Annotated in this window: 16 protein-coding genes; 10 read left to right on the top strand and 6 right to left on the bottom strand. The window is 65.3% G+C overall.

The features are described 5' to 3' along the window. Nucleotides 1-344: 344 nt before the first annotated feature. On the bottom strand, nucleotides 345-2,123 hold the full coding sequence (ptsP, locus tag JOY88_RS14830) for a phosphoenolpyruvate--protein phosphotransferase (RefSeq protein ID WP_293503404.1): 1,779 nt from the start codon (nucleotides 2,121-2,123) through the stop codon (nucleotides 345-347). 115 nt (nucleotides 2,124-2,238) lie between these two features. Here ptsP and JOY88_RS14835 point away from each other — a divergent pair, with 115 nt between their 5' ends. Continuing rightward, entirely contained in the window at nucleotides 2,239-3,042 is an 804-nt protein-coding gene (locus tag JOY88_RS14835) for a GNAT family N-acetyltransferase (RefSeq protein WP_293503405.1), read from the top strand. A gap of 3 nt (nucleotides 3,043-3,045) precedes the next feature. Here JOY88_RS14835 and JOY88_RS14840 read toward each other — a convergent pair whose 3' ends face one another. The 3 genes from JOY88_RS14840 to JOY88_RS14850 are packed head-to-tail and all read right to left on the bottom strand — an operon-like array spanning nucleotide 3,046 to nucleotide 4,180. Then, nucleotides 3,046-3,315, bottom strand: a complete 270-nt coding sequence (locus JOY88_RS14840; RefSeq protein WP_293503406.1) for an HPr family phosphocarrier protein — start codon at nucleotides 3,313-3,315, stop codon at nucleotides 3,046-3,048. Then, a complete protein-coding gene (locus JOY88_RS14845; RefSeq protein WP_293503407.1) occupies nucleotides 3,312-3,710 on the bottom strand; it encodes a PTS sugar transporter subunit IIA in 399 nt (132 codons plus the stop codon). The genes JOY88_RS14840 and JOY88_RS14845 overlap by 4 nt, the downstream gene beginning before the upstream one ends. Before the next feature lie 11 nt (nucleotides 3,711-3,721). Beyond that, the gene (locus JOY88_RS14850; protein WP_293503408.1) at nucleotides 3,722-4,180 is read right to left on the bottom strand and encodes a hypothetical protein; all 459 of its coding nucleotides are present in this window, start codon (nucleotides 4,178-4,180) and stop codon (nucleotides 3,722-3,724) included. Between the two features lie 70 nt (nucleotides 4,181-4,250). On the opposite strand from JOY88_RS14850, the gene JOY88_RS14855 reads away from it, so the two are divergent. From JOY88_RS14855 to JOY88_RS14870, 4 genes are all read left to right on the top strand, one after another. Continuing rightward, on the top strand, nucleotides 4,251-5,489 hold the full coding sequence (locus JOY88_RS14855) for a CaiB/BaiF CoA transferase family protein (RefSeq protein ID WP_293503409.1): 1,239 nt from the start codon (nucleotides 4,251-4,253) through the stop codon (nucleotides 5,487-5,489). A gap of 188 nt (nucleotides 5,490-5,677) precedes the next feature. After that, nucleotides 5,678-6,778, top strand: a complete 1,101-nt coding sequence (locus tag JOY88_RS14860; RefSeq protein ID WP_293503410.1) for a hypothetical protein — start codon at nucleotides 5,678-5,680, stop codon at nucleotides 6,776-6,778. Between the two features lie 47 nt (nucleotides 6,779-6,825). After that, nucleotides 6,826-7,317, top strand: coding sequence for a peroxiredoxin family protein (locus tag JOY88_RS14865; protein WP_293503411.1), 492 nt, complete (start codon nucleotides 6,826-6,828; stop codon nucleotides 7,315-7,317). 75 nt (nucleotides 7,318-7,392) lie between these two features. Next, nucleotides 7,393-8,397 carry an N-acetylmuramoyl-L-alanine amidase-like domain-containing protein gene (locus JOY88_RS14870; RefSeq protein ID WP_293503412.1) on the top strand — a complete coding sequence of 335 codons (1,005 nt, stop codon included), beginning with the start codon at nucleotides 7,393-7,395 and terminating at the stop codon, nucleotides 8,395-8,397. Between the two features lie 109 nt (nucleotides 8,398-8,506). Here JOY88_RS14870 and JOY88_RS14875 read toward each other — a convergent pair whose 3' ends face one another. Then, the gene (locus JOY88_RS14875) at nucleotides 8,507-9,856 is read right to left on the bottom strand and encodes a hypothetical protein (RefSeq protein WP_293503413.1); all 1,350 of its coding nucleotides are present in this window, start codon (nucleotides 9,854-9,856) and stop codon (nucleotides 8,507-8,509) included. 328 nt (nucleotides 9,857-10,184) lie between these two features. Here JOY88_RS14875 and JOY88_RS14880 point away from each other — a divergent pair, with 328 nt between their 5' ends. The 3 genes from JOY88_RS14880 to JOY88_RS14890 are packed head-to-tail and all read left to right on the top strand — an operon-like array spanning nucleotide 10,185 to nucleotide 13,560. Next, nucleotides 10,185-11,768 (top strand): recombinase family protein, encoded by a 1,584-nt coding sequence (locus tag JOY88_RS14880; RefSeq protein WP_524539225.1) that lies wholly within the window; start codon nucleotides 10,185-10,187, stop codon nucleotides 11,766-11,768. Beyond that, a complete protein-coding gene (locus JOY88_RS14885) occupies nucleotides 11,765-12,664 on the top strand; it encodes a plasmid partitioning protein RepB C-terminal domain-containing protein (protein ID WP_293503415.1) in 900 nt (299 codons plus the stop codon). Before JOY88_RS14880 ends, JOY88_RS14885 begins: the two co-directional genes overlap by 4 nt. Further along, complete coding sequence (locus JOY88_RS14890) at nucleotides 12,664-13,560, top strand: plasmid partitioning protein RepB C-terminal domain-containing protein (protein ID WP_293503416.1); 897 nt, start codon at nucleotides 12,664-12,666, stop codon at nucleotides 13,558-13,560. Before JOY88_RS14885 ends, JOY88_RS14890 begins: the two co-directional genes overlap by 1 nt. A 102-nt stretch (nucleotides 13,561-13,662) precedes the next feature. Here the strand turns inward: JOY88_RS14890 and JOY88_RS14895 are convergent, their stop codons facing one another. Then, entirely contained in the window at nucleotides 13,663-14,865 is a 1,203-nt protein-coding gene (locus JOY88_RS14895) for an AlbA family DNA-binding domain-containing protein (protein WP_293503417.1), read from the bottom strand. Nucleotides 14,866-15,351: 486 nt separating this feature from the next. Between JOY88_RS14895 and JOY88_RS14900 the strand changes: the two genes are divergently transcribed. Both JOY88_RS14900 and JOY88_RS14905 read left to right on the top strand, forming a co-directional pair. Further along, nucleotides 15,352-16,011, top strand: a complete 660-nt coding sequence (locus JOY88_RS14900; protein WP_293503418.1) for a TnsA endonuclease N-terminal domain-containing protein — start codon at nucleotides 15,352-15,354, stop codon at nucleotides 16,009-16,011. Continuing rightward, the coding region (locus JOY88_RS14905; RefSeq protein WP_293503419.1) for a TnsB C-terminal domain-containing protein at nucleotides 16,008-17,716 on the top strand (1,709 nt) is incomplete at its 3' end. The genes JOY88_RS14900 and JOY88_RS14905, both read left to right, overlap by 4 nt.

Raw genomic sequence — 17,716 nt, forward strand, 5'->3', positions numbered from 1 at the left:
GCCACCCTCGAATTCGTCGCTTTCGCAATTCATTCGTCAGCAGCAAAGAGGCGGGATTTTGATCCGCTTTCGCAGCGTCGTCAAGTACTTTTTGAAGATTTCTTTTCGAATCCCCTCGGCACCCAACGAGCAACTCCAGCCCGCCCCAGGCCTCTCAGCCCGGCTTCGCTTCCCACTTGCCGCACGCCCCTTCCGGTTCGCGCTGCGCTTTGTGATCAGCGAAGCCCTCTACTGTAGCACAGGATTTTTGGGCCGCGCAAGACTTTCTGCGTCGACGCCTGGAGGGGCGGTGTGGAGCCGCTTCGCTACCTCTGTATATAGCGAGGCAGGCTGCAGGGGCCTGCTCAATGCACGGCTATCGAGCCGCTCCTGACCGGCGCAAGCTCCTTGTCCGCAGCGGCCTGCGGGTCCTCGCTGTCAAGGATGCGCGGTAGCGCGACCGCCAGCCGCTGGCTGTCGGCGCGCAGTACGCGCTGCTTCACTGCGGGGATCTGCGACGGATGCATGGAGAAGCTGCGCAGCCCCATGGCCAGCAGCAGCTCGGTGAAGACCGGGTCGCCGGCCATCTCCCCGCAGACGCTGACGCTCTTTCCCGCGGCCCGCGCCTGGGCGATGGACTGGCTGATCAACTGCAGCACGGCCGGGTGCCAGGGGTCGTAGAGATGCGCCACCGCTTCGTCGGCACGATCGATGGCCAGCGTGTACTGGATCAGGTCGTTGGTGCCAATGGACACGAAATCCACGTGGCGCAACAGCAGCGGCAGCATGACGGCGGCGGCCGGAATCTCGATCATGACGCCCAGCTCCACCCGGGTGTAAGCGTGGCCGGCATCCGTGAGTTGTTGCTGCACCTTGCGCACCGCGTCGAGGATCTGCCGGACCTCGGACAAATGGGCCACCATCGGGATCAGCAACCTGACCTTGCCAAAGGCACTGGCCCTGAAGATGGCGCGCAGCTGCTGGCGGAACATGCTGGGCTCGGCAAGACTCCATCGGATGGCACGCAGGCCCATCGCCGGGTTGAGCACATGTTCATGGCGCAACTCGTTGACGGTCAGCCGGTCCAGCGGCTTGTCGGCCCCGACGTCGACGGTGCGTATCGTGACCGGCATGCCCTTCATCGCGACGACGGCGGCCTTGTAGGCGGCGAACTGCTCGTCTTCGCTGGGCAGCTCGCCGTCACGGTTCATGAACAGGAACTCGCTGCGGAACAGGCCGACGCCGGTTGCGCCGGCTTCGACGGCGGCCTCCGCATCCGCCGGCATCTCGATGTTGGCGTGCAACTCGATGTGTTCGCCGTCCAGCGTGACGGCCGGTGTGTGGCGCAGTCGGCCCAACCGGGCGCGCTCCAGTTCGCTCTGGCGCTGGCGAAAGCGGTACTCCTCCAGCACGATGGGCGAGGGGTTGACGATGACGGTGCCGGCATCGCCGTCGATGATGACCCAGTCGTCCTGCATGATGAGGCGTGAGGCCTCGCGCGTGCCGACCACCGCCGGGATGTCCATGCTGCGCGCCACGATGGCGGTGTGCGAGGTCTTGCCGCCGATGTCGGTGATGAAGCCGCGGAAGACGCTGCGCTTGAACTGGATCATGTCGGCCGGCGCGATGTCCGCGGCGACCAGCAGCAGCGGGTCCTCGCCGGCGAAGTCGCGCGGCGTGACGGGCGTGGGCGTGTCGCCCTGCTCCTGGGCGAGCGCGCCCAGGACGCGCTCGACGAGTTGCTCCAGGTCTGCCTTGCGCTCCCGCAGATAGTCGTCCTCCATCTCGTCGAACTGGCGCGCCAGCACCTCGAGCTGGGCGGAAAGCGCCCATTCCGCGTTGTAGTGGCGCTCCACGATCCAGTGGCTGGCGCCACCGGTGAAGGCCTCGTCGTGCAGCAGCATCAGGTGCACGTCGAGCAGGGCGGCCAGTTCATGGGGGGCGTCCTCCGGCAACTCCTCCTTCAGGGTCACCAACTCCTGCACGACGGCGTCGCGCGCACGCAGCAAGCGGTCGATCTCGGCCTGGACTTCTCCGGGCGCGACGAAATAGTGGGCCACGTCCACCCGGCTGGAGGCCACCAGCACGGCGCGACCAATGGCCACGCCACGCGAGACCGCAATGCCGAACACCTGAAAACTCATCAGCGCTCCCCGCAGATCGAGGGGCCAATGTAGCCTGTTGCAAAGGTTAGGTCCGTCACGGTTTTTTCATAGGGTCTTCACGGTCGCGTCAAAGCCGCCGCCCAGCATGACGGCCATGAACCGCAGCCAAATCGTCACGCATGCGCTGTCGCATGCCCCCGCCCTGCAGCGCCCGCAGCGCAGCGCCTCCCCCCGCCTCAGCGTCAGCTGGGCCCGCAGCGAGTCCGAGGTGCGCGAAGCCCAGGCGCTGCGCTACCAGGTCTTCGCCGTCGAGATGGGCGCCCGGCTGGCGCCGCCCAAGGACGCGCCAGTCGGCCTGGACGTCGACCTCTTCGACGCCTATTGCGAGCACCTCCTGGTGCGCGCCCATGATGAGGACGGCGAACCAGGCCCCGTGGTGGGTACTTACCGCGTGCTGACCCCGGCCGCAGCCAAGCGCGCCGGCGGCCTGTACAGCGACACCGAGTTCGACCTGACCCGGCTGCGCGGCCTGCGCTCCCGCGTCGCCGAGATCGGCCGCTCCTGCGTGCATCCCGAGCACCGCAGCGGCGGCGCCATCCTGACGCTCTGGGGTGCGCTGGCCGAATTCATGGCCCGCAACGGGCTGGACACCGTGATCGGCTGCGCCAGCGTCAGCATGCGCGACGGCGGCCACTTCGCGGCCAGCCTGTGGAAGCAGATCGCCGCGGACCACCTCGCCCCCATCGACTGCCGAGTGCGCCCGCGCCTGCCGCTGCCCATCGAGCACCTGCGCCAGGACTTGGCAGTCGAGCCGCCGGCGCTGATCCGCGGCTATCTGCGCTGCGGCGCCAAGCTGATGGGCGAGCCCGCCTGGGACCCCGACTTCAACACCGCCGACCTGCCGCTGCTGCTGCGCACGGCCGACCTGCCTGCGCGCTTTCGCCGCCTGGGCGGCTGAGGCTCACTGGCCTTCGCCGAACTTGTCGTTGACGAGGGCGGCTATCGCCTCCTGGGCGGCCTGCTCGTCCTCCCCGTCCGTCTCCAGCTCGACCATCGCGCCGATGCCGGCGGCCAGCATCATGACGCCCATGATGCTCTTGGCGTTCACACGCCGGCCGTTGCGGCTCATGTAAATCTCGCATTTGAAGCTGCCGGCCAGCTTGGTCAGCTTGGCCGAGGCGCGCGCGTGAAGACCCAGTTTGTTGCTGATGGTGAGGTTGGACTTGATCATTCGTCGGGGGGCAAGGGAGGCGTGGCGACGATGCCGGTGACCGCGCCCTGCATGGCGCGCCGGGCCAGCTCGGTCAAAGGCTTCTGGCTGGCGTAGCAGAGCGTGCGCCACAGCATGGGCACGCTGACACCGCTGAGCACCTGCACCTGCTCCCCCGCCAGGCGCTGGGCGCCGTTGCTGGGCGTCGCGCCGAAGACATCGGTCAACACCAGCCACTCGGACGCGCCGGCCGCGGCCATCAGCGCGCGTGCGGACGTCTCGACGTCGTCCGCACACATGCCGGGCTGGACATCCAGCACGGTCAGCGTCGGTGCGCAGTCCGGGAAGGTGTGCTCGGCCACCTGCCGCAGTGCGGAGGCCAGCGGCGCATGGGCGATCACGAGCAGGTTGGGCATAGGGCAGGATGTTAGCGGGCGACCTCGACGGCCAGCCCGGCGCGGAAGCTCTCCCAGACCGCCAGATCTTCCCGATCGGCCGTCATCAGCGCCTGGTAGACCCGCCCGCCATGGGCGAACACGGCGACCTGCGTGAAGCCGCCGGGTGCGGCGATCCGGTACTGTGCGGCCTCGGGCAGGGGCGTCATGCCCGGCACCTGCAGCGCCGCGCCCGGCGGCAGCGGCCGCCCCAACTTGTCAGCCAGGGCCCGGGGCATGGCCTTCAGAGCCGGGCCCGTCTGGGTGGGATCGGGCAGATCGGCCCAGGACAGCGCAAAGCGCCGGCCCGCAGCCTCGCAATGGGCCAGGCCCATGCCGGGACGCTGCTCGACCTCGGGCTTGCACGGAAAGAGGGCCAGGATGCCCGACCCTGCCGGTCGAGACTCGCGCCAGTTCAGCGCGGGCTGGCAGGCGGCCAGCAGGCTCAGCATTAGGGCAAATCCGGCAGTCATCCTCGGGTGCATGCCGAATTATCGACAACCGGCCCGCGACAATTCCGCGATGCAACATCTGCCTCTTCCCCAAGCCCTGGCGGGCGTGCGCGTGCTCGACCTGTCGCGGGTGCTTGCCGGCCCCTGGTGCACCCAGAACCTGGCGGACCTGGGCGCCGACGTCATCAAGATCGAACGCCCCGGCAGCGGCGACGACACCCGGGCCTGGGGACCGCCCTATCTGAAGGACAGCGACGGCCAGGACACTTCCGAGTCCGCCTACTTCCTGGGCGCCAACCGCAACAAGCGCTCGCTGGCGGTGGATCTGTCCAGGCCCGAGGGCCAGGCCATCGTGCGCCGGCTGGCCGGCCAGGTGGACGTGCTGGTCGAGAACTTCAAGGTTGGCGATCTTGCCCGCTACGGGCTGGACGCGCAGAGCCTGCTGGCAGAGCACCCCGGCCTCGTCGTCTGCTCCATCACCGGCTTCGGCCAGACCGGGCCGTATGCCGAGCGCGCCGGCTACGACTACGCCATACAGGGCATGGGCGGTCTGATGAGCGTCACCGGCGAGCGCGATGACCTACCCGGCGGCGGTCCGCAAAAGGTGGGCGTGGCGGTGGCCGACCTCTTCACCGGCATGTACGCCACCGTTGCCATCCTGGCCGCGCTGCGCCACCGCGACGCCACCGGCCAGGGCCAGGTCATCGACATGGCCCTGCTCGACACCCAACTCGCCATGCTGGCCAACCTGGGCAGCAACTATCTGTGCAGCGGCAAGGCGCCAGGCCGCATGGGCAACGCGCACCAGAACATCGTGCCCTACCAGGTCTTCGAGGCCAGCGATGGCCACCTGATCCTGGCCGTGGGCAACGACCGCCAGTTCGCCAAGTTCTGCAGCATCGCCGGCCGGCCGGACTGGGCTGCCGACCCGCGCTTCGCGACCAACTCGGAACGCGTGCGCCACCGCGCCGTCCTGGTGCCGCTGCTGGAAGAGGCCATGCGCCAACGCCCGCGGGCCGAATGGCTGGCCGCGCTCGAAGCGGCCAAGGTGCCCTGTGGTTCCATCAACTCCATTGGGGAGGCGCTCGCCGACCCGCAGGCGCAAGCTCGCGGTGCCGTGGTTGCCATGCCCCATCCCCTCACACCCGACCTGCGCCTCGTCGGCAGCCCGATGAAGCTGTCGGCCACGCCCGTGGCCTACCGTCACGCGCCGCCGCTGCTGGGACAGCACAGCGACGAGTTGCTGCGCGAAGCCGGCTGTAGCGTGGAAGAAATCACGAATTGGCGCACAACAGGCATCATCGCGTGAGGGCTTTCCCACCCCTGAACCAAGGGTTTCCCCCTGGCTGGGGGATGGAGGCGGCGCCCGCCTGTCCGCAGCATGCAGACATGCACCGAGGTGGGCCGACCACCTAGAACCATCCGCCTCGGGTCCGCAGCCACCGGGTCATGTCCACACCGCCTTCTTCAGCGCCAGCGAGTGCCGCCAACGATGTCATGCCTGAGCCGACCCCGGTCCAGTGGGCGGACATCGTCCAGCAACTCGGCGCCGAGATCGCCGGACCGCTGAGCGCGGCGCTGGAACAGATCCAGAACCTCGCCACCACCGGCCAGATCGACCGCCGCGGCCTGCGGCTGCTGCGCCGCAGCGTGGATGACGCCCGCACCGCCGGCATGCTGGGCCAGCAACTGGCCCGCCTGGCCTCCGGCCGCCTGCACCTGAACCGCGAGCGCCAGCACCTGACGCAGATGCTGCGCAGCGTCCTGGCCCAGCGCAGCCGCGAGACCCAGGCGCGCGGCGTGCAGGTGCGGCAGTCGCTCAAGCCGGTGGAGATCTGGGCCGATGGCGCGCTGCTGTTCGCGCTGCTGAACGCGCTGATGGACTGGGCGCTGGCCAACACTCATTCCTCGGTCGACCTGCGCCTGGACCTGACGCCCTGGCCCGTCAAGGCCAGGCTGAGCTGCCGCTTCGCCCACCGCTCGCTGGAGTTGCTGGGCGACGATGTCGACCCGCACGCGCCGACGCCGGGGCTGGACTCCCTGGCCTGGCGGCTGCTGGAGCAGACGGCCATCACGCTGGGTGTACTGCCGCTACGCGAGCAGGAATCGGGCATCACGCTCCTGACGCTGGAGTTCAACCAACTGGCGCCGGATGAGGCGCCACCGCCGGACAGCACGCACGCACGCCTGGAGGCCGAGGCCGAGCGCATGGGCGGCAACTCTCGCCCGCTGGCGGGCTGCCAGCTGCTCATCCTGTCGGCCAACCGAGAGTTGCGCACCGAGGCCCAGGCTGCGGTACGCCACATGGGCATGCTGGTGGACGTCGTCGGCAACGTGGCCGAGGCAGAGCAGTTCTGCCGCGAGGGCCTGCCTCATGTGCTGCTGTTCGACGCGGCGCTGTCGAGCGAGCCGCTGCAACAGCTGATCGCCGGCATCAGTCGCGACGCCCCGGACTTCAGCTTCGTCGAGATGTTCGACGGCGAGCACCGCACCCAGCTGTCCACCGCCACCAGCGACGGCGTGGCCCGCATCTCGCGCCGCCACCTGCCGGACGCCCTGCCTTCGCTGCTGATGTTCGAGCTGGGCCGCGGGGCCTGAGACCCCGGTGCCAAAGAGGCCATCCGGGCTTTTCCTAGAATGTGGCCATGCTGTCGCGCCGCGCTCTCGCCTCCGTCCTCGCCCTGGTCTGTGCCGCCGCGTTGCCGGGCTGCGCGCGCGAGCAGGCGCCTGACGTCGACTATGTGCTGCTGAACGGCCAGAAGGCCAGTTCGCAGCAATGGGCCGGCAAGGTCATGCTGGTGAACTTCTGGGCCACCAGCTGCGCGACCTGCGTGAAGGAGATGCCGCAGATCATTGCCACGTACGACAAGTTCAAGGCGCGCGGCCTGGATACGCTGGCTGTGGCCATGAGCTACGACCCGCCGGCCTTCGTCGCCAAGTACGCCGAGACGCGCAAGCTGCCCTTCGGCGTGGCCATAGACAACACGGGCGCGGTGGCGAACGCCTTCGGCCCGGTGCAGATGACGCCGACGACCTTCCTCATCAACAAGCGCGGCGAGATCGTCAAGCGCTACGTCGGCGAACCCGACTTCGCCGCGCTGCACGGCCTGATCGAGACGCTGCTGGCCGAGACCTGACCGCTTCATCGAGCGTTATGGGCGCTGCACAAGCTCTCATGACCGCGACGCGGGCCGCGGGCTGACACTGCGGCGATGACCAAGAAGACCTTCGCCGCCCTGGCCGTCGCGCTGCTGCTGTCCGCCTGCGCGCATCAACCGCAGCCCCAACCCATCCCCGCGCCGCGCGTCGAGCCCACCGCCGCGCAGCTCGCGAACGCAGGCCGCGTCGGCCTGCCCGCGTCCGAACTGGGCGACATGCTCAACAAGCCGCTGTTCAAGATGCAGCCGGCCGAGTTGGGCCGCTTCCTGGCCTGGCAGCAGTTGGAGCAGCCTGACCTGCGCCAGCGCATCGCGGCGCTGGCGCGCAAGAACATCGGTCAGCCCTATGAGCTGTATCTGCTGGGCGAGTTCCCCTACGAGACCTACGACGCCCAGCAGCTGTTCGATCTCGCCAAGAGCGACTGCGTGGTGTTCGCCGAACACACCTATGCGATGGCGTTGAGCGCGTCCTGGGAGGAGTTCTTCTGGGTGCTGCAGCGCATCCGCTACCGCGACGGCGTCATCGGCGTGGCCACGCGCAACCACTACACCGAGGCGGACTGGAACGTCGCCAACAGCTGGCTGGTCACGGACGTGACCCGCACGCTGGGCGCACCAACCCGGCCCTACCACCAGCGCATCGACCGCCAGGCCTTTCTGCTCAAGCAGTTCAAGATCCAGCGCAGCATCCCGGTGCAGCCCTTCGACGACGTCTACGTCGCCAAGCAGGACGTGGCGGCCATCGAGGCGCAATTGCAGGACGGCGACTTCGTCAACGTGATCTCGACGCGTGGCAACGATTCGTGGGCGTCGCACGTCGGGCTCATCGTGACCGGCACTGACGGCTCGCGCCGTCTGCTGCACTCGGCCGAGCCGCAGGTGCGCGAGGAGACGCTGCAGGGCTTCATCGCCCGTATGGCCGAGCGTGACGCACGCCAGGCCGGCCAGAACAAGCCGCAGCTGGCGGGCTTCAAGTTCCTGCGCCTGAACGACTCGCCGCAGGTGCCACCGATGGCGCCGCAGCCGCGCCCGGCACGGCCGGCGGCGCTGGCCGGTTAAGCGCCCGGGTTTGACATTGCAGCGAAGAACTTGAGAAACGGCCGGCTTTCGGCCGCGAAATTTCTCGAAGTTAATGAGAAAAAATAGCGAAGTTGGCGCGAGTGGATTGTCAACGCGCGCCGTCTGCCGGGGCCTTGGCGCTGGCTGCATCGTTGGACCGTTTTCCTAGCTCTGTGACCAGATCCTTCAGCGTTGCCAACAGCGGAGACATTGGGGTGGCGACATCGGTGCCCCCCTCATAAATTCGCCCCGGGCGCTCAGCAAGGGCTGTCAGGACGTTCTCGCACAAGGTCACCAGCGGCCTGGCCTGATCCTCGGAGGAGGCATCGATCCCCTCCATCTCTCGCTTGTAGCCTTCGAAGGCCCTCGACACGGCCTCCTTGAAAGCGTACTCCTCCTGCATCCGCAGGGCCATGTTGTAGTGGTGGCCTGAGTAGATCGCCAGCCAGATCAACGGACCCACCAACGGCAGCCGATTGACCAAGTGCCTCAAGATGGCATCCCAGGATTCGTTAGATGCAGGAAGGCCGACCACTGCAGCGAACAACAGCGCGACAACCGCGACCACGAAGACGCCCACCCAGGCAAGTTGTGGCTTCTTGAAGCGCTCCTTCTGGTCTCTGAACGCAGCAGCAAGGCCTGCACTTGTCGCGCCCGGCACCAGGCCCTCAATCTTGGCTTCAAGCTCCTTGAACCGAGCCATCTTGTCCAGGATGCCTTGTTCGTACTCTCCCAACTTGACGTTCATGCCGTCGGCCCGTTCCTTCGCCTCCGTCATACCGACGACCAGGCTGGTGCTTGTCTTTTCGGCTTTGGCGACCTGTGCCGCGTCAGCAGCCACCTTGGCTGCAGCCTCAGTGGCCTGACCTTGCACGGTCTGAATGGCTGCCGTCGCAGCCTCAGCATTGGCCTTCGAGGCGCTGATGGCGTTGGCATCCACCACGCCCTTTTCAATAGCAGGCATGCTCGCTTGGACGCGCTCAGCCGAACTGTTGATGAGTTCGGAATCCCTGGAGGCCTTCTCTTTGAGGCTGGAAACCACTTGCATCACGGCGTCGGCATTCGCCCTGACCTGAGCTACCACCTGGGCATGGTTTTCGGCCGCTGTCTTACTGGCGGCCACGGCCGCCAAGTCGACCTCAGCTGCGCCGCGCACCTGCGAAATGACCTTCGCATGCTCCTCGGCGTTCACCTTGGCATTGAACGCGTACCCGCTTTCACTGTTGGCCCTGCGGTTGAACTCTTCTGTTTGATCTACGAGGCTCTTGGCCCGGGCGACCAGCGTCTCCAAGGCCTCCACTCGGGCCGCCATGCCAGCCGTGAGCTGCTGTAGTTGGTCGGAGGCGGTGCGAATTTGCGCCTCCAGTGCGCTCAAACGCGATTCCGTCGCCCCTGCCGTGGTTCTAAGTTTTTGTTCAGCGGCTTGTGCCTGAAGCATCGCTTCGGCCAAAGCTGCCATTGTGTGCTCCGGAACCTCGGAGCTAGCCTCGCCATCACCCATTTTGGGCCTCCCATTTTGGGGCGAGGCTATCGGCCTTGTCCAACGCAGTCCACTAGCGATGCTACTGAGTCGGCCACCAGCGTGAGCGTCCAATTGGCGGTGGTCGCTGTCGGCCTGTACTTGGCGTGCCTTCAGCCGCCCGTTTTCGATCCGATGAACTCAGAACGAACTTCAGGACCAGTTCACCCCCTAGATGAAAAGCGCCTTCGCCATGAAAGCATCATCTAACTGTCACTTTGGGCGGCAACGATGACCTTCCGATGACCGTCTGCCCGGGAGGGCTGCGATGACTGAGGGATCGAATCTGCGCTTGCACGTCGAGTCCGATTTGCGAGCGGCACCAAACGACCTGCTACCCGTGGCGCAGTACGTGCGCATGTCGACGGAGCATCAAAAGTACTCCACAGACAACCAATCCCAGGTCATCGCAGCCTACGCCGAGCTGCACAAGATGCAGGTCGTCCGAACCTACATGGACGCCGGCAAGAGCGGCCTGAATTTGCGTGGTCGGCCAGGGTTGCAGCAACTGCTCGACGACGTGTGCGCGCCGCACCCGGGCTTTTCCGCAGTCCTCGTCTACGACATCAGTCGCTGGGGCCGCTTCCCGGATCCGGACGAGGCCGCGGTGTACGAGCAAACCTGCAAGCGGCGCGGCATCCGCATCATCTATTGCGCCGAACAGTTCAAGAACGATGGATCCCTGTCGTCGACGGTCATGGTCGGCCTGAAGCGAAGCATGGCAGCAGAGTACAGCCGTGAGCTGTCGGTCAAGGTCTTCGCCGGCCATCGCAATCTCGTGCAGCGCGGCTACCGGCAGGGAGGCGCACCCGGTTTTGGCCTGCGCCGACAACTCGTCGATGAACACCACAACATCAAGGGACAGCTCACTCGCGGCGAGAAGAAGAGCATCCAGACCGACCGCGTCTTTCTGGTCCCCGGCCCGCAAGCCGAAGTCGCCACGGTCCACCAAATCTATCGGCTGTTCCTCGAAGATGCCAAGCCCGAGCGCGTGATCGCGTCTGAGCTGAACCGGCAGGGCCTCAAGACCGATCTCGGGCGCCCCTGGACCCGCGGCACCGTGCATCAGGTGCTGACCAACGAGAAGTACATCGGCAACAACGTCTACAACCGAACCTCGTTCAAGCTGAAGATCGAGCACAAGCAGAACCCGCCGTCGGAGTGGATCCGCAAGGATGGCGCCTTTGAGGCAATCGTTCGCCCGGACCTGTTCTGGCAGGTGCAGGCCATCATTGCGCAGCGCTCGCGCCATCTCGATGACGACGAAATGCTGGCGCTGCTGCGCCGGGTGCTTGAGCGTCATGGTGGTCTGTCCGGAGTTCTGATCGACGAGGAGGACGGATTGCCGTCCTCCTCCAGCTACAGGAGCCGCTTCGGCAGCCTGTACCGAGCGTACGACCTCGTCGGCTTTCAGCCTCGACGGGACTGCGCCTACCTTGAGATCAACCGGGCTCTGCGTCGATACCACCCGACGGTGATGCAGCGCGTCGCGCAGGGCATCAGTGATGTGGGTGGCTACGCCAGGTCGAACAAAGACACGGACCTACTCACGGTGAACGAGGAGTTCACCGTGTCGGTCGTCGTCGCTCGATGCAAGCCCACGCCGGCCGGCAAGTTCCGATGGCTCATCCGCTTGGACGCCAGCCTGGAGCCCGACATCACGATCGTCACGCGGATGGATCAGTCCAACCGCGATCCGTTCGACTTTTACGTCCTACCGTCATTGGACTTCGCGGCCTCGCAGCTTCCAGAGCGGGAGGCCAACGGCTTATCGCTCGACTTCTATCGGGTGGATGCGCTCGACGATTTCTATGCGCTCTGCGCCAGGACCGCATACGCGGAGGCTGCATGAAAGGCAAAGCTTCCCGCGTCGAGATGATCCCGATCGAGGCCGTGCGGGTTGAGAACCCTCGTGTCCGCAACACCCGGCTGCACAAGGAGATCACTGACAACATCGGCCAGATCGGCCTCAAACGCCCCATCACCGTTCGGCGACTGCCCGTCAGCGACGAAGGCACCAAGTTCGCACTGATCTGCGGCCAAGGTCGACTGGAATCCTGCAAAGCGCTGGGCCAGTCGCACATCGCTGCACTGGTCATCGACACCGATGAGGAGACTGGACATGTCATGAGCCTGGTGGAAAACATCGCCCGTCGCACCCCTCGCGCCAGCGAGATGCTGGAACAGGTGGGTGTGCTTCGCAGCAAAGGCTACTCGGACGCCGAGATCGGCAAGAAGATCGGCTGCACAGCGTCGTGGGTCAACCATGTTGGCTCGCTGCTCGAACGCGGCGAGCGTCGGCTGCTGACCGCAGCAGAGGCTGGGCACGTCCCGCTGCACATCGCTGTGCAGATCGCCCGGGCCAATGACAGTGAAGCGCAGGAGCTGCTGCTCGAGGCGTACAACCGTGGTGACCTCAAGGGCCGCAAGGTCGCAGTGATGCGGCGCATCCTCGAGAACCGAGCACGCAGCGGCAAGCGGCACAGTCCAGAGATCTACGGCCGCGGTGGTTCCCAGTACAAGCGGATGACCCCCGAGGAGCTGACCAAGCTCTATCAGTGCAATGCCGACGAGCACCGGCGAATCCAGAAGCGCGCTGAAAACACCCAATCCACGCTGACCGTCGTCCAGCAGATCTTCAAGGAGCTTCTCGCCAACGCCGAGTTCCGCAAGTTGCTCAAGGCCGAAGGGCTGACCAACATGCCGAAGCCGCTGGTGGACATGGCGAAGAAGTCGGGGCTGGTCTGATGGACAAGCCCGTCAAATCCATCCGCCTGGGCTTCGAGCTGGACTGCATCGAGGTCCCGCTGGACCAGCTCCATCCGAGCCGGGTGGTACCTTCGACCCTCAAGATCAGCGTCAAGTACAAGCAGGTCAAATCTTCCTTGTCGGAGATCGGGCTCGTCGAGCCGTTGGTCGTGATCCATCACCCGGCGCACCAGGGCGCGTTTCAGATTCTGGATGGGCACCTCAGACACATGGCATTGGGTGAGCTCGGCGTCAATCGGGCGATGTGCCTCGTCTCGACGGACGATGAAGGCTACACCTACAACAAGCGCGTCAGCCGGCTGTCGGTGGTCCAGGAGCACAAGATGATCGTGCGGGCGGCAGAGCGTGGCGCTTCGGTGCAGCGCCTAGCCGCCGCGCTGAACGTGTCGGAGCGGTCGATCACCGACAGCTTCCGCATGCTGGAGGGCATCTGCGATGAAGTCGTCCGGCTGCTCGCGGACAAACCGGCCGGCCGGACCATGTTCGGCGTGTTGCGCAAGATGAGTCACTTCCGGCAGATTGACGTCGCCCGCACCATGGTTGGCCTTGAGAACTACTCCGTTAAGTTCGCTCAGGCGATGCTGCAGCACACCCCACCCGACCAGCTCGCACCGGACACCAAAGTGAAGGTGCAGCGCTCAGGTGCGACCGAAACCGTGCAGCGTCTTCAGCGCGAGCTGGCCGCTATGCAGGCTGATACCAAGTTGATCGAGGAGACCTACGGCGATCTCACGCTGCAGCTGGCCATCATCAAGGCGCATATCAAGTCCCTGCTGGAAAACGTCCACGTCGTCCGATGGCTGGCCCGGTTTCACAACGACTATTTGCAGCAGCTCCAGCTCGTGGCCGAAATAAAGCGCCTGCCATCAGAGTAATGAACGCGCGTGGGTCAGCCAGGGCGGCCATTGATTGCGCAGGCCCTTCATGGCCTACCTCGTTGTCACCCATTTCGGGCCTCATCCCCTTTTGTGGTGCGGCTATCCGCCTGCAGACGGCTTCTTCCATTCGCCGTCCTCGCCATAGTTCGCAGAACCTTCCGCGCCAGCGGCTTGACACATCAGATCGAACGCCGGGCGCATCCCCTTGCCGATGGACACGTCTGCCGGAATCAACACCTCCGGCAACAAGATGTCCTGTCGGTCAAACACCTTGTTCTCGTGTCCCCAACTCCAGCCCATCGAAGACGGAATGTGCATGACGGTTTCGTTGGCGCCAAGCAGTGACACGAAAACCGCGAGTTCCAACGACAGCCCGCTCGCCTTCAGCTGGCCACGTACACCTTCCAAAAAGAAGATCACGAACTCCTCGTACCTGAGGCCGGGCAACCCTGGCTTTGTCTGGCCGTTCAACACAGCCAGCTCCCACACCGTCTCGAAGAAGCCCTGCCTGAATTGCTGTGTATAGCCGTCAGGCTGACCGGAATATCCAAGTGGGGCGACAGCACCATCAAAGTTCATTGCGATGGAGGAAGCCGAGGTGTGCTTGTCTAGCGTGGGCAGTTTTCTCTCGCGCCGCAGATAGGGAACCGGGTCGATATAGGCCTGTCCCACCGCTGCCTGCGTGGGTATGGCCAACACGACGAGCTTCGGATTGCCGCCCAGGCTCACCGGCGCCTGGCCGGAAACGATCTTGGCCAGCCGGTCGCTGCGGAAATCCCTGAGTTTTTGTCCCAGGCTCTCCGCCCGCAAGAACATCGCACCCACTTCCGGCACATCCAGCGGCCGGTTACGAACACCCTCGCGCACATGAAAGTGGTTGTTCATGCGGCTTCGATGAGGCGCCGCCCAGCTCTGCCGAATCCTCACGACGACGACATGGCCTGTAACCTCTCCCACCGCGACGGGAATGGCTCGCACCTCGACGCCAGCAACGCGAGGCTCGGTCTGGTCCTGCGCAATCTGCTGAATAGTCCTGACCTGCTGGTCGACGTTAGCCAGGGTCTGCGGGACGACCTTTGAAGCCCGCGCCTCTGTGTCCTCGTCGACACCGTAGATGACATCTCCGCCACCGGCGTTCGCGAAGGCTATGACATCGGCGACGAGCTTCGCCTTCGCGCTGTCGCTCCACTGCGCCGGGAAGTCACGCTTGAAATCAAGCTGTTGGCCTTCCTGAGCACCGGTAGAAATGAGCGCGTCAATGTCCGCTTGCGTGACATCGGCGAGTTGGGCAGGGAGGGACATGGTCAGAGCAAGTTGCTTGGAACTGATTGCGCGCCCGGGCTGTCAGCAGCCCCAGCTCAGCCGACGAACCCTTCGCATGGGCGTCCCGACGCCCCACGAAGAACTCGCGGCCAGCCTACGACAACGGCGGCTTCTTTCTAGCTGCCTATAACCCGCTCGAAATCAGTTGCATCCGTCGGCAACGCCGACTGCGACAACCACTACTTTTTCGGTTGCGGCTTATGGATCGGCAGCGTCGGGTGCTTTGGTGCATTGGGCGGATCGACGTGGCGCCGCCTGTCGTCTGAACCGTCCTCTTTCTTGGGCTTGGGCCCAGGCTTGATGTGTGCCATTTGCTCCCCCAGCGGCCACCCTCGACCACGACACAAAATGTAATCTCATCTATCAAGTTAGGGAAGCCGTGGTGCTTCGGACTTGGCTGCCACGCCGGACTGGCATCGCGACTGGCTAGACTTGACCCGCCCGCCTCTACTCAGGGAGCGCCCATTGCCCGTCCGAAAGGTCCCCAAGAGCCATGTCTCGGTCACCGGCCTCCACGCGACCAGCAAGAGCGACAGCGCCGCCGAATTCGAATCCTTGCTGGAGAACGACTACCTGATCCACCTGGACTTCGACCCTTGGGTGGAGAGCTACGAGGTTCAGCCGGTCCGGGTCCCGGTCGAGGGCGTCCCCCGCGGCTACGTGCCCGACACGCTGGTCCATTTCTGCGCTGGGCCGGAAGGGCAAACGAGGCCCAGTGAACTCACGGAGGTCAAGTCGCTGGAGGACCTCCAGGACAACAAGGCCAAGTACGCGCCCAAGTTCGCCGCCGCAACGACCTACGCGCAGGAACGTGGCTGGATCTTCGTGTGCAAGACCGAGCGGGACATTCGCACGCCCAAGCTCCGCAACCTCAAGTTCCTTCGGGCCTACCGGCGCACCGAGCCGCCCGCCGCGGGGGTCGCTGCCGTGTTCAACGCCCTGGCCGCCATGGGCGGTCAGGGCAGCTCCGAACAGCTGCTGGATTCGCTCGCCGCAACGGATGAGGCGCGCGCAGAAATCCTCCCGACGCTCTGGCACCTGGTGGCGACGCGCCGCATCGCCGCCGATTGGGACGTTGTCTTCGGCGCCGACGTGCCCCTGTGGCTGCCCGAGGAGATTCTGTGACCGCTCCGCCGCCCAAGCCGCTTGCACCCAAACGACCGGCCGTACTGCACATCAGCAAGGGCGCGGTGGTCTCTCACAACGGTCGTGACTACACCGTGCTGCGGGTCGTGGATCTCAACCTGGTCATGGCTCGCGAGCCCTCCTCGGATGAGAAGGTCTTGCTCAAGATCGGAACCATCGAGCCGCCCGTCCACCAATCCCCGACGAGCTATGCCGCACCCGACATTGAGCTGGAAAGCGTTCCGGCCGAGGACTGGGAGGTTGCCGAGTCCAGGCTTCAAGTCATCGCGCCGCTGATGGCGGGCCGCAATGGCCGCACCAACGCGGACTACACGGCGGCGGCCGAGGCTGCAGGGGTCAGCACGGCCACGGTCTATCGCTGGGTGGGCGCCTATCGCGACTCCGGGCTGCTCTCGTCGCTGCTGCCGTTGCGCCGAGGCGGCGGCGCGCGCAAGAGCCGGCTCAGCCCAGAGGTTCAGCTCATCGTTGACGACTACATCCGCACCAAGCACCTCTCGCTGCAAAAGCCGTCGCCTGCTAAAAGCGTCAAGGAGATTCGGCGCCTGTGTTCGAACGCCGGCCTGAGCCCACTGCCGGCGGGCACGACGATCTATCGCCAGATCGAGTGGATCTCGGGTCAGGTGAGACTCAAGCGCCGTGAAGGTGTGAAGGTCGCCCGAGAAAAATACGACATCCACAAAGGCCCCATCCCCGATGCAGACTGGCCGTTGGCCCTCGTGCAGATGGACCACACGCTGTTGCCGGTGATGATCGTTGACGACGTACACCGCCGCTCGATCAACCGCCCCTGGATCACGGTGGCCATCGATGTTTTCAGCCGGGTGTGCGTTGGCATTTACTTGTCGCTCGACCCGCCGTCGGCCATGTCCGCTGGCATGTGCGTCTCGCAGGCGATCCTGCCCAAGGAGACCTGGATGGCTCGGATGGACCTCGCCGACATCGACTGGCCGTTCTATGGCGTGATGGACGCTCTGCACATGGACAACGCCAAGGAGTTCCGCGGCAACATGCTGCGCGCCGCTGCCGACCTTTACGTCATTGACTTGCAGCTGCGTCGGGTAAAGGTGCCGCACTATGGCGCCCATATCGAGCGGCTGATGGGCACAGTGTCTGAAGATCTGAAGTCGGTTCAGGGTGCCACCTTCTCCGGCCCGCGCGAGAAAGGCGTTTACGACGCCGAGGGCAATGCCTGCGCCACCTTCGATGAACTGGAGAAGTGGATGACCCTCTTCTTCGCCCGCTATCACCGCGACATGCACCGGGGGATCGGCACTACGCCGATGGCCAAGTGGCGCGAGGGAATCCTGGGAACGAAGACCAAGCCGGGCCGCGGCCTGCCGCCTCGGCGCACCGACGGCGAAAAGGTGCGCATCGACTTCATGCCCTTCGTCGAGCGGACCATCCAGGATTACGGCGTCGTCACCGACAAGCTCCACTACTTCCACGACGTGCTGCGTCCCTGGGTCAACGCCATGGACCCGAAACACCCCAAGCTGAAGCGCATGTTCCGGTTCCGCTACGACCCCCGCGACATCAGCCTGCGTATTTCAGCGATCGTGGACGCCCATTTCAGGCTGATCGTGGACGGCAAAACTGGGCTTGCCGTGGCGGCGCCGGGGAGGCGCGCAGGAACTGGTTTGAATGTAGCTGAATCGTCCACGATGAGCCTGAAACGGCCTCTCGT

Source organism: Roseateles sp. (genome assembly GCF_019237615.1).
Lineage (GTDB): Bacteria > Pseudomonadota > Gammaproteobacteria > Burkholderiales > Burkholderiaceae_C > Pelomonas.